This window comes from Microvirga calopogonii (genome assembly GCF_003347665.1).
GTDB classification, from domain to species: domain Bacteria; phylum Pseudomonadota; class Alphaproteobacteria; order Rhizobiales; family Beijerinckiaceae; genus Microvirga; species Microvirga calopogonii.
The window spans coordinates 1-11,125 of record NZ_QDGA01000139.1 but is presented as its reverse complement, the minus strand read 5'-3'; the positions used below and the strand labels follow the sequence as shown (position 1 = coordinate 11,125).

The 11,125-nt window shown below is 61.9% G+C and carries 11 protein-coding genes and 1 pseudogene; 4 read left to right on the top strand and 8 right to left on the bottom strand.

Annotated features, from left to right (window positions below):
* Positions 1-44: 44 nt before the first annotated feature.
* Positions 45-746 (top strand): IS6 family transposase, encoded by a 702-nt coding sequence (locus DDF70_RS33280; RefSeq protein WP_114948864.1) that lies wholly within the window; start codon positions 45-47, stop codon positions 744-746.
* A 54-nt stretch (positions 747-800) separates the two neighbouring features.
* Here the strand turns inward: DDF70_RS33280 and DDF70_RS33275 are convergent.
* Positions 801-1,205, bottom strand: a pseudogene (locus DDF70_RS33275) (LysR family transcriptional regulator); the annotation flags it as partial.
* Between the two features lie 201 nt (positions 1,206-1,406).
* On the opposite strand from DDF70_RS33275, the gene DDF70_RS33270 reads away from it, so the two are divergent.
* Together DDF70_RS33270 and DDF70_RS33265 are read left to right on the top strand one after the other, a co-directional pair.
* A complete protein-coding gene (locus tag DDF70_RS33270; RefSeq protein ID WP_425374143.1) occupies positions 1,407-2,315 on the top strand; it encodes an MBL fold metallo-hydrolase in 909 nt (302 codons plus the stop codon).
* Positions 2,316-2,349: 34 nt separating this feature from the next.
* The gene (locus DDF70_RS33265; protein WP_114948861.1) at positions 2,350-3,009 is read left to right on the top strand and encodes a pyridoxamine 5'-phosphate oxidase family protein; all 660 of its coding nucleotides are present in this window, start codon (positions 2,350-2,352) and stop codon (positions 3,007-3,009) included.
* Positions 3,010-3,313: 304 nt separating this feature from the next.
* Here the strand turns inward: DDF70_RS33265 and DDF70_RS33260 are convergent, their stop codons facing one another.
* The 7 genes from DDF70_RS33260 to DDF70_RS33230 all read right to left on the bottom strand — a co-directional run bounded on the left by DDF70_RS33260 (position 3,314) and on the right by DDF70_RS33230 (position 9,276).
* Positions 3,314-4,255, bottom strand: coding sequence for a 2-hydroxyacid dehydrogenase (locus tag DDF70_RS33260; protein ID WP_114948860.1), 942 nt, complete (start codon positions 4,253-4,255; stop codon positions 3,314-3,316).
* Between the two features lie 49 nt (positions 4,256-4,304).
* Positions 4,305-5,066, bottom strand: a complete 762-nt coding sequence (locus tag DDF70_RS33255; RefSeq protein ID WP_425374142.1) for an amino acid ABC transporter ATP-binding protein — start codon at positions 5,064-5,066, stop codon at positions 4,305-4,307.
* A 23-nt stretch (positions 5,067-5,089) separates the two neighbouring features.
* Positions 5,090-5,899, bottom strand: coding sequence for a transporter substrate-binding domain-containing protein (locus tag DDF70_RS33250; RefSeq protein ID WP_114948858.1), 810 nt, complete (start codon positions 5,897-5,899; stop codon positions 5,090-5,092).
* A gap of 60 nt (positions 5,900-5,959) precedes the next feature.
* Positions 5,960-6,616 carry an amino acid ABC transporter permease gene (locus tag DDF70_RS33245; RefSeq protein WP_114948857.1) on the bottom strand — a complete coding sequence of 219 codons (657 nt, stop codon included), beginning with the start codon at positions 6,614-6,616 and terminating at the stop codon, positions 5,960-5,962.
* Between the two features lie 12 nt (positions 6,617-6,628).
* Complete coding sequence (locus tag DDF70_RS33240) at positions 6,629-7,300, bottom strand: amino acid ABC transporter permease (protein WP_114948856.1); 672 nt, start codon at positions 7,298-7,300, stop codon at positions 6,629-6,631.
* 138 nt (positions 7,301-7,438) lie between these two features.
* Positions 7,439-8,200: a 2-keto-4-pentenoate hydratase gene (locus DDF70_RS33235; RefSeq protein WP_162820862.1), complete on the bottom strand. Its 762-nt coding sequence runs from the start codon at positions 8,198-8,200 to the stop codon at positions 7,439-7,441.
* 35 nt (positions 8,201-8,235) lie between these two features.
* A complete protein-coding gene (locus DDF70_RS33230) occupies positions 8,236-9,276 on the bottom strand; it encodes a LacI family DNA-binding transcriptional regulator (RefSeq protein ID WP_114948854.1) in 1,041 nt (346 codons plus the stop codon).
* 238 nt (positions 9,277-9,514) lie between these two features.
* Here DDF70_RS33230 and DDF70_RS33225 point away from each other — a divergent pair, with 238 nt between their 5' ends.
* Entirely contained in the window at positions 9,515-10,951 is a 1,437-nt protein-coding gene (locus tag DDF70_RS33225) for an IS1182 family transposase (protein WP_114947838.1), read from the top strand.
* The last annotated feature ends 174 nt before the right edge of the window (positions 10,952-11,125 follow it).

Here is an 11,125-nt window from a genome sequence, read left to right as displayed (position 1 = left end):
TCACATTAACTCGAGTTTGACCGCCACCGTGTAGACGGGCCAGCATGAGCAAGCCTGTCAGCTACAAACGCCATCGCTTTCCGCCTGAGATCATCGCCCATGCGGTTTGGTTGTACTTCCGGTTCCCGCTGAGCCTGCGGCTGGTGGAGGAGATGCTGCTCGAGCGCGGCATTCTCGTCTCCTATGAGACGGTGCGTCGCTGGGCTCTCAAGTTTGGGCCGGCCTTCGCGCGCCGTCTCAGGCGCAAGCCACCAAGCCCCCGCGACATCTGGCATTTGGATGAGGTCGTGGTCACGATCTCGGGCCAGAAGCACTGGTTGTGGCGGGCGGTTGATCAGGACGGTTATGTGCTCGACGAGATCGTGCAGACGCGCCGCGACACCAAGGCGGCCAAGCGCTTGCTGAAGCGTCTGTTGAAGAAGCAGGGCGGTCCGCCCCGGCGCATGATCACTGACAAGCTCGGCTCCTACTCGGCCGCCCGGCGTCAGATCATGCCAGAAGTCGAACACCGATCCCATAAGGGGCTCAACAATCGGGCGGAGAATTCGCATCTCCCGTTCCGCCGGCGAGAACGGGCGAGGCAAGGCTTTCGATCACCCAGGTGCCTGCAGCGGTTCGTCAGTGTCTTCTCTGCCGTCCGCAACCTGTTCGTTCCACCCCGCTCGCGCCGCTCTGCCCGCGCGACCCACCTTCACCGCGTCAACGCCATGGCGGAGTGGAAAGTCGCGGCGGGCGTTGCCACTTGATCCGTTAGGCAATTGGGCCTGCCTGAATACGTCCAGTTCTAGTTAACGTGACAACACCAGATTAACTTGCCGGTCATTGAGGAAAAATCGCAGGTCGATGTCTGGGTGCTCCTTCAGGAAGTCGAGGGCGATCGGCAGAACGTGCGTTCGACCGAACATCGTAGGCGCCGTCACGTGAAGCTCGCCCCTGAGCGTAGTGTACTCGCCCGCCGCCTCGCGCTCTGCTTCCCCGACTTGCTCCAGGATGCGTTTGGCCGCCTCGACATAAGCGCGGCCCGCGTCAGTCACCTCGACCCGTCGGCTTGTGCGCACCAGAAGCTGGGCGCTCAGGTGCCGCTCAAGGTCCGCAACCTTGCGGCTTACCGTAGCGAGCGGGGCGCGCAGGCGGCGTGAGGCGGCCGACAGGCTGCCCTCCTCCACGACGGCGATCAAAACGGTCATGGCGTCGAAGCGGTCCATGGCGCCTTCCAAAAAATGAGAGGGATCGTCTCGAGTTCACAGGATATCGATCGAAAAGAAGAGGGTCTAGTGTCAGCTCGGCCCCGGGTATCGACCCCAATCAGGTTCAATAGCCCGGCTCACCCAGATCTGGAGCTTGGTCTCATGCCTCTCTCCCTTTCCCGTCGCACTTTCGCCTTTGGCCTTCCGACGGCCGGTTTCATGGCAGGTGCCCAGACCTTCCCTGTGCGAGCCGCAAGCAGTCAGCCCGCCTCCGCTGTCACGCCACTCGCGCAAATCAAGATTGGCCGCTTCACCGTGACGGCTCTGTCCGACGGCTACGCGGATATGCCCTATGGCTACTTCCCGAGCCGCACGCCCGAGCAGGTCGAAACCGCGGCCAAGGCCCAGTTCACGGCACGGTCGAGCGGTGTGCGCTTTCTGTTCAATCAATATCTCGTCGAGGACGGATCGAGCCGCATCCTGATCGATGCCGGACCCGCCGGCACGCTGGGCCAGACCGGATACCTTCCCCAGGCGCTTGTCGCCCGCGGGTTGAGCCCCGACCAAATCGATGCTGTGATCGTAACCCATATGCACCAAGACCACCTGGGGGGCCTTGTCACGGGGGGCCGGCGTGTCTTCCCGAACGCGGAGGTGTATGTCGACCGACGCGATATCGCGCATTGGACCGACGCGGGCAAGCAGGCCGCCGCGCCCGACTATCTGCAAGCCAGCTTCCGCCTCTCGGCTGACCTCGTTCGCCTCTATCCGAAGCTCCAGGCCACCCAAGGCGACCACCAGATCGCACGCGGCGTGTCACTTGTCGACCTCGCGGGGCATACCCCAGGTCACATCGGCGTGCGGATCGAGGACGGAGGACAAAGCTTGATCATGGTCTCTGACATGCTCTTTCCGGTGGTGCACCCGGCTATGGGAACCGACGTGAACTTCCTAATGGAGGCGGATCGGCCGGCGGCACAAGCCATGCGGGCCCGCTTCTTCCCCCGGGCCGCCGAAGAGGGTGTGCTCATTGCAGCAACGCACATGCCTTTCCCTGGTCTCGGCCGGATCGTGTCCGACCAAGGCCGTTTGGCTTGGCATGTCGCGGACTGGGCCTACCAGGACTGATGCCGCGATCCTCCTGTTTTCCACGAGGTTGACCATGCTACACAGATGGCTCGAGATCGCATCGACCCCTTCAGTGAAGGTCGCGCGTGAGCGCTATGGAAGCGCGGCCCAGTACGCGCGGCTGGATGGCACGCTGGACGGGGCTGGGCCGGTCCGCAACGACCGGCTTGGCGCCGCAGAAACGTCTTTCATTGAAGGTCGTGACGGGTTCTATCTCGCCTCTGTCTCCGAAACCGGCTGGCCTTATGTGCAGTACCGGGGTGGCCCGGCGGGATTTCTGCGGGTCCTGGACGATCACACGCTTGGCTTCGCGGATTTTCGGGGCAATCGGCAATATGTGACGACCGGCAACGTCGCGGAGAATGACCGGGTCTCGCTGTTCCTGATGGACTACGCTCATCAGCGGCGGCTCAAGATCTTCGGGCACTTGCGGATGATTGATGTGAGCGCGGACCCTGGACTGGTTTCAGCCCTTGCCGTGCCAGACTACGCAGCTCGTTCCGAGCGCGCGGCCCTGATCCGGGTTCAGGCCTTCGACTGGAATTGCCCTCAGCACATCACCCCTCGCTTCACACTTGAGGAACTGGACCAGGTGCTCACCCCGGTGCGTGAGGAGATCAAGAGCCTGCGCGCCGAGAACCAACGCCTGCGTCATCCGCTGGGCCGGGAGCCGGAAACGGCAGGTCACGAGTGATGTCACCAAGCGCACCACGCGCATCATTGTACGCAAGCAATACCCTCGGCGCCCTCGAACCGCCCTTCGAAGATGTCAATGAGGACCATAACCTCGGGAACACGTGCGGTCTGCATTGGGTCAATCTTTCACGTTCCGGCGTTCCCAACGAACGTCTGCACATGAGTGTCCAAGCGGACCAAACGCTTGCGTCTCAGGACTGCCAGGAGCCGACATTCGATTCTGAGGAAAGTCCAAGCGGCTGGCTGCTGCGGCTCATCGCAGGTCGTGCTTGTCAATCCTGCGCTAATCAATGGCGCCCCGCTCAGACTACGGCCGACGGCAGCTCCTGGCCTGCGAAATAGGCCGCGACATTCCTGAGGACGAGTTCGCCCATTGCAAGACGAGTTTCGATCGTGGCGCTGCCCTGGTGCGGCATCAGGACTACATTGTCGAGTTCGAAGAGCTCTTCAGGCACCTGCGGTTCGTGAGCGAACACATCAAGGCCTGCGCCCCAGATCCGCTCCTCCTTCAGTGCGCTCACGAGCTCCGGCTCATCGATAATACTGCCTCGGGCCACATTGACCAAAATGCCCTCAGGCCCGAGGGCATTCAGCACCTCACGATTGACTAAGCCCCGGGTCTGAGCGCCGCCCGCAACACTGACCACGAGGATGTCGCTCTCGCGGGCCAATGCCTCCAGCGACTCGGCGCGTGGCCACGGCACGTTTGGCACATCGGACCGGTTGAAATAGCGGACCTGCGTGGAAAAAGCCTCGGCCCTCCGGGCAATTGCCTGGCCGATATGTCCTAGCCCGAAGATACCGACGCGCTTGCCGCTGATGCTCCGGCCGAGTGCAAGCCGCTTTCCCTGCGCCCACGCTCCCGCACGCACAAGGCGGTCGCCCTCGGCGATGCGCCGGCAGCTTGCCAGCATGAGGGCGATGGCAATGTCGGCGACATCATCCGTGAGAACGCCAGGTGTGGTGGTCACCCGTACTCCGTGGCGGCGGGCCCGGTCGAGGTCCACCGCGTCCGTGCCGATTCCGTTAATGGCAATGATGCCGAGATGCGGCAAGCCATCGAACAGAGTGGAACTCACACCTGTTCCGCCGCCCGTTACCACAGCCCGAACCTTCGGCCCGACCTCGGCCAGGAGTGCGGCAGGATTGTCTGCCCGGAACAGGCGATGCACTCGGTAATCGGCATCGAGCGCAGCTTCGATGGGAGCCATCATGGGCTCGACAAGAATAATGTCTGGCTTCATATCTACATCCTGGCGCCGCGGCGCCTGACCGCTTTAGGCGAACAAAAATTCAGTGAGAGAGGATCTGACCCAGGAAGTTGCGGGTGCGCTCATGCCGCGGATTGCTGAAGAAGGTGTCCGGCGTCCCCTCCTCCACAATCTCCCCCCGATCCATGAAGATGATCCGATCAGCGACACTGCGGGCGAAGCCCATTTCGTGGGTCACGCAGAGCATGGTCATGCCTTCCTCGGCGAGGCTAACCATGGTGTCGAGCACCTCTTTCACCATCTCGGGATCGAGCGCCGAGGTGGGCTCGTCGAACAGCATGATCTTCGGGCTCATGCACAGCGCGCGGGCGATCGCCACGCGCTGCTGTTGGCCGCCGGAGAGCTGGGCCGGGTACTTGTCCGCCTGATCCGGAATGCGTACGCGCGCAAGATATTTCCTGGCAGCCGTCTCAGCGTCCGTCTTCGACGTGCCTCGTACCTTCATCGGCGCCAGCATGCAATTCTCCAGCACGGTCATGTGCGGGAAGAGGTTGAACTGTTGGAACACCATGCCGACCTCGCGGCGGACGGCGTCGAGGTCGCGGCTGCTGGCCCCGACATCAATGTTGTCGACGATGATGCGCCCCTTCTGGGCATGCTCGAGCCGGTTGATACAGCGGATCAACGTCGACTTGCCAGATCCCGACGGGCCGCAGATCACGATGCGTTCGCCGGTTCTGACCTTCAGGTTGATATCCTTGAGAACCTGGAAGTCGCCATACCACTTCTGAACGTCCTCCATGCGGATGATGATCTCATCCTGAAGACGCTGGCCTTTGCTCATCGTCGACATCAATGGTCTCCCGCTCAGGGCTTCTTCAGTTCCGGAAGATCTGCACCAACCCACTTCTTGTAGGTCGCGGCCAGCGCCCCGTTCTTCTGCTGCTCGGCAACGAACTCGTTCACCGTCTTGAGGAGTTCGTCTTGACCGGGACGCAGGGCGATGCCGTGCACCTGCTCGCGGAGGGTCAGTTTGGTGTCGAATTGGCCTGGAGCCACCTTCTCTATCTCACCGACCACGGGAGTGGCGGCGCCAATCACGTCGACCTGGCCGGACAGGAGGGCTTGGACGGCAGAAGCGTCATCGTCGAAGCGGCGGATCTGGGTTCCTTCCGGCGCAATTGCCGTGAGCGAAACATCCTGCGTGCTGGCGCGCGCGACGCCGACCGATACATTCTTCAGATCAGCCGGAGCCCTAACGGCCGCATTCTTCTTGCCGTAAACGACGATGCGAATGCCGGCATACGGGTCGGAAAACGCAACCTGCTTGGCCCGCTCGGGTGTGATGGCCAGAGAGGCGACCAGCATATCGACCTTGCCGGTGAGCAGGAAAGGAATGCGGTTCGGGCCCGTGACCGGCACGATGTTAGCCTTCACGCCCAGGTGCTTCGCCAGCGCTTTGGCGATGTCAGCGTCGAAGCCATCCGGCTGACCTTCGAGGTTCGTGATGCCAAAGGGTGGGAAGTCCACCAGCATGCCGACAGTGAGCTGTCCCTTCTTCTTGATCTCCTCGACCGTCTGAGCCTTCACTGGAAGCGTCACTCCCAGGGACGCGGCGAGGACAGCGCCAACGGCGAGGACGCTGCGGAACTTCTTGAGATTGGATGACCATTTCATGAGATACTCCCTATGCCGATGTGATTATTGGATCGGGCGGTCGGCGCCCCCGTCGCTTCGTTATCTTGCATGGGCTGCTGCGAAGCGGCGTTCGAGTCGCGTACTCAGGTGCGATAGCGGCCAGCACAGGGCAAAATAGATGGCTGCCACAGTGCCGAAGACGAGAAATGGCTTAAAGGTTGCGTTGTTGATGATCTGGCCGGCACGCGTGAGCTCGGTGAAGCCAATGATGGCAGCGAGCGAGGTGGCCTTGATAAGCTGCACCAGAAAGCCCACGGTCGGCGGCAGCGCAATCTTGAAAGCCTGCGGCAGGATGATGTAGCGCATCATGCTCGGGTAGTGCAGGCCGAGCGCGTTGGCCGCTTCCCACTGCCCCTTAGGCACGGCCTGGATGCAGCCGCGCCAGATCTCACCTAGGAAGGCACTGGCGTTCAGCGTTAACGCGACGGCTGCCGCGATCCACGGGTTGATATCAAGACCCAGCGTGTTCGCACCAAAGAACACGAGGAACAACTGCATCAGGAGAGGAGTGCCTTGGAACACCTGGATGAATCCGCCCGCTGTCAGGGAGAGTGCCTTGGCTGCTGAGACCCGGGAGAGGGCTACGATCAGTCCACCCACCATACCGCCAGCGAAGGCGATCAATGACAGCAGCACGGTCCAGCGGGCTGCCGTGAGGATGAACAAGAATTCGTTCGGGCCAAAGTGGCGAAGCATCTTGGTCCCTCCTTAACGCCGGTCAGGATAGGAGAACGTCATGCGGTATATCGCGGAGAACAGGCCCGAGAACGCCATCGACATCGCAAGGTACATGAGCGTTACGACGAGATAGACCTCGAAGCTTGTGAAGGTCAGAGACTGGATGTTGTTCGCCATCGAGGTCAGGTCGTCAGCTGAGATAGCGGAGACAACGCTTGAGGTCAGCATGAGCAGAATGAACTGGCTGGTCAGAGCCGGGTACACGGTTCGGAGCGCCGGCTTTAGGATAATGTACCGGAACACCTGCAAGGGCTTGAGCCCGAGCGCCAGGCCCGCCTCCACCTGCCCCTTGTGGATCGACTCGATGCCTGCGCGGATGATCTCGGTCGCGTAAGCTCCGACGTTCACGACCATAGCCAGGAGCGCAGCTGCATTCGGGGACAGCCGTAGGCCGAGCGCTGGCAATCCAAAGAAGATGAAGAAGATCTGCACCAGGAACGGCGTATTCCGGATCACCTCAATGTAGGCGTTGACAATCATCCGCAGGGGTTTGGGTCCGGACGTCTTGATCCACGCTCCGATGATGGCAACGACCAACCCAAGCAACATGGCTCCGGCGGAGAGCTGGATCGTGAGCCAAGCGCCGGCCAGGAGATCGCGGTAGGCCTCCAGCACCGGTCCAAACCGGAAGGTGTAAGTCAAGGTTTCCTCCCCGAGAGCAAAGACCGAGCTCCGAGCGTCTGCTTAACCGGAATTGCTGCTGGCGATATTGCCCATCGCCTATTTCCAGGGAGCCTATTAGATCGATCTAAATGTTGCAAGACCAACTAAAGGCTGGGGTCAGACGATGTCCAGAACTGCTTCGCCGATGCCATCAAAGCTGGCTCGCACAGAAGTTCTCGGCCCGACGAACAGCGTCCCCGTCCAAGACCCAGTCGTGACTGCGGCACCAGCCTTCAGACCGCCTTGGCTTGCTGCCCCGCCGTTAGCAAGCCAGATCAGGAGATTGACGGCATCTCCAGCCGAGTTGCCGCCGCGCTTGCGCGTGACGGTCTCGCCATTCAGGTTCAGCTGGACGACTTGCCTGTCCGGATCGATCTCAAAGCCGTGTCTGCGCCCCTCGCCGACGATCAGCGCTCCATGGTTGAACTGATCGACAATCTGATTGAGACGGTCAACGATGCCCCAAGCTGCGAAGCGTGTATCCACGATCTCGATGCCGGCATGAACCGAGCCGATCGCTGCGAGCACTTCGGGACGGGTGTAGGGCTCCGAACGGACCGGTAGCGAATGCGCAAGCGTATAGACGATCTCCGCCTCGACCCCGATCACGTTGTGCCGCGCTCCATCCAATCGGGCCGGAGTTTGGTGCACGGTTGAGGCGGTCAGCCCGGCGCGGAACGGTTCGGATGCTGGGCTATCCGCGCCTACCTTCCAGCCGGCGACGGGCCCAAGCTGCGCCAGAAGAGCGTCCTGCCACTGGTATGCTTCATCGACGGTGCCAGGGGTCAGCTCGGGCCTGAGGCGCACCGGTCGCGCCCCGCCTTGGCGAGCTGCGATGAGGTTATCAATGGCAGGTCGAATGCCAGCAGGGGTCATCATGGTCTCCAATTGGCTTATAATGGAATAACGCAGGTTCAGGCGACCCTCGCGGACCGCAGCGCCCCGCAAGAGTCCCGCACCACCAGTCGAGTTGGTAGGATCACGCGCTCTGGTGGGCCGTAAGGATGGGCAATACGGCGCAGGAGTAGGCGCGCAGCATCTTGGCCGATCTGATTCGGCATGGTTGCAACGGTGGTGAGCGGAGGACGACTCAAGCTCGACTCCGCAACATCATCAAACCCGATCACAGCCAAGTCGACGCCAGCCTCCAGCCCGCGATCGCTAAGGCCGAGAAGCATGCCGAAGGCGACCACATCGTTGAAGCAGATGGCCGCTGTTGCGGGCTCATCCTGCTCCAGAAGCATGGAGACGGCATCGATCCCCGCTTGGCGGGTCAGCGGCGCCCTGAGAATGAGATCGGGCGAGAGGCCATGGCGGCGCATGCAGGTCACGAAGCCATCCCGCCTCTCCCTGTAAGCAGAATGCATGTGCTCACCGCCGACAAAGGCAATGCGTCGATGTCCGAGCCTGATGAGATGCTCCGTCGCCCGATCCATTCCGATCTCGTAGTCCGCGCTTGCATAATCCCCCAGCGGAGAAACATGTCGAAGCGCTTGGACGACCGGGAAGCTCCAAGCGTTGAGACGAGAAATAAGCTCCTTAGTCGTACCGACAGCCGGACAGATGATAATCCCATCGGCTCCATGCTCACGCATGCGGAGGATGACCCGCTCCTGCTTAGCAACGGACTCGTTGCTGTCGGCCAGAAACAAGGCAAGTCCCGCCTCATCCAAGACTTGGTCCACGCCAGCTGCCAACTCGGCAAAGAAGGGATTGCTAAGCCCTGGGATCAACAGCCCGACAGTCCTGCTCCGAGCAGCGCGCATGCTGGCCGCGCTTCGGTTATAGACATAGCCGAGCTCATCAAGGATGCCTCGCACCTTAACGCGGGTGCTCTCTGCCACCAGAGGGCTGTCGCGGAGAACAAGCGATACGGTCGCTCGGGACACGCCAGCCCGTGCCGCAACGTCGGCGAGCGTCAAGCGGATGGGCCGGCCCGCCGATCTCTCTCGCATATTAGATCGCTCCCGCAGAACTTTAGATCGATCTAAAATCCTAATTGAGCAGGTGTCAACTCCGAGCTCCTCCTAGGAGCATAGCCTCATAGAAAGCGGCCCTCTCTATGCTGTAGGATGAGTGCCTTTGCCGGAGCCGGTCCTGGAACGAGCAGCCAAGGTCGGCTGTGGGTCGAGGCTGTGTCAAAACGCGGAATCTAGTAATCTGGTTGGGTCAGTACGGACTGGAGGGATCGCGATGAAGCGGTTTGTCCAAGGCCAGGAGCGCAGCCAAGGCACCTTGTTCCCGGTCTGCCTCGACGAGTACGTCAGTGACGACAATCCGGTGCGGGTGATCGACGTCTTTGTCGAGGAACTCGACTTGCATGCCCTGGGGTTCGAGAGTGTCATCCCACAGGCGACGGGCCGCCCGGCCTACCATCCGGCGGCCCTGCTCAAGATCTACATCTATGGCTATCTCAACCGCATCCCGTCCAGCCGCCGCCTCGAGCAGGAGACCGGCCGCAACCTTGAGCTGATGTGGCTCACCGGCCAGCTTCAGCCGGATCACAAGACCATCGCCCGCTTCCGCAAGGACAATGGACCGGCCATTCGGGCCGTGTGCCGCCAGTTCGTCGGGCTGTGCCGCACGCTCAACCTGTTCTCGCAGGCGGTGGTGGCCATCGACGGCTCCAAGTTCAAGGCGGTCAACGCGCGGGACAAGAACTTCACGCCGGCCAAGCTCGCCAAGCGCATCGAGCAGGTGGAGGCCAGCATCGCACACTATCTGTCCGCCCTCGACACGGCCGATCGGCAGGAGAGCGAGCTGGCGCAGGTGAAGGCCGGGCGGATCAAGGACAAGATCGCGGCGCTCAGAGAGCAGATGCAGCAGTTCCGGGAGCTGGAGCAGCAGGTGCTGGCGGCTCCCGACCAGCAGATCTCGCTCACTGATCCGGACGCGCGGGCGATGACCAACCGGGGCATCGGCACGGGCATCGTCGGCTACAACGTTCAGGCCGCGGTGGATGTCCAGCACCACCTGATCGTCGCACATGAGGTCACCAACAGCGGCTCGGATCGGGGCCAGTTATCGGTGATGGGCCAGCAGGCGCAGGGTGCCATGGGCACGCCGAGCCTGGAGGCTCTGGCGGACAGAGGCTACTACAAGGGCGAGGACATCCTGGCCTGCGAGAGAGCTGGGATCACGCCCTATGTGCCCAAGACCCTCAACTCGAGCGCCAAGGCTGACGGACGCTTCGGCAAGCAGGACTTCGTCTATCATCCCGAGGATGACACCTATCGCTGTCCCGCCGGAGAGCGCCTGACGCGACGATGCTCCACCATCGAGCATGGGATGCTGCTGCATCTCTACTGGACCAGCTGCTGCCAAACCTGTGCGCTCAAAGATCAGTGTACGCCCGGCAAGGAGCGCCGGGTCAGACGCTGGGAGCATGAGGATGTGCTCGATGCGATGCAGGAGCGGCTCGATCGGGCCCCGGAGACGCCGCGTCTGCGGCGGCAGACGGTGGAGCATCCGTTTGGAACGATCAAGGCCTGGATGGGTGCTACGCACTTCCTGACCCGGACCTTGGAGCGGGTGCGCACCGAGATGAGCCTGCACGTGCTCGCCTATAACCTGAAGCGGGTTCTGGCGATCCTCGGACCAGGGCCGCTGCTGGCAGCAATCCAGTCCTGAGGGGGCATCGCTCTAGGCACCCAAGCTGATCACGATGGCTGGGACACCAGCAAGAATGACATCCAGCCTTGTCGATGAGCCAAACGGCCGTTGTCACCTGCGCTCCAGCCGATCAGAGGATCACAGAGGTGAGCTCACTCGGTCCCGATCTGCGTTTTGACACAGCCTCGGTCA

What these genes read in the sequence shown, in the direction of transcription:
- DDF70_RS33235 (WP_162820862.1), bottom strand. Translation starts at nt 8,200, where the DNA reads ATGATGACCCCTGCTGGCATTCGACCTGCCATTGATAACCTCATCGCA.
- DDF70_RS33265 (WP_114948861.1), top strand. Translation starts at nt 2,350, where the DNA reads ATGCTACACAGATGGCTCGAGATCGCATCGACCCCTTCAGTGAAGGTC.
- DDF70_RS33230 (WP_114948854.1), bottom strand. Translation starts at nt 9,276, where the DNA reads ATGCGAGAGAGATCGGCGGGCCGGCCCATCCGCTTGACGCTCGCCGAC.
- DDF70_RS33260 (WP_114948860.1), bottom strand. Translation starts at nt 4,255, where the DNA reads ATGAAGCCAGACATTATTCTTGTCGAGCCCATGATGGCTCCCATCGAA.
- DDF70_RS33280 (WP_114948864.1), top strand. Translation starts at nt 45, where the DNA reads ATGAGCAAGCCTGTCAGCTACAAACGCCATCGCTTTCCGCCTGAGATC.
- DDF70_RS33225 (WP_114947838.1), top strand. Translation starts at nt 9,515, where the DNA reads ATGAAGCGGTTTGTCCAAGGCCAGGAGCGCAGCCAAGGCACCTTGTTC.
- DDF70_RS33250 (WP_114948858.1), bottom strand. Translation starts at nt 5,899, where the DNA reads ATGAAATGGTCATCCAATCTCAAGAAGTTCCGCAGCGTCCTCGCCGTT.
- DDF70_RS33270 (WP_425374143.1), top strand. Translation starts at nt 1,407, where the DNA reads ATGGCAGGTGCCCAGACCTTCCCTGTGCGAGCCGCAAGCAGTCAGCCC.
- DDF70_RS33245 (WP_114948857.1), bottom strand. Translation starts at nt 6,616, where the DNA reads ATGCTTCGCCACTTTGGCCCGAACGAATTCTTGTTCATCCTCACGGCA.
- DDF70_RS33255 (WP_425374142.1), bottom strand. Translation starts at nt 5,066, where the DNA reads ATGAGCAAAGGCCAGCGTCTTCAGGATGAGATCATCATCCGCATGGAG.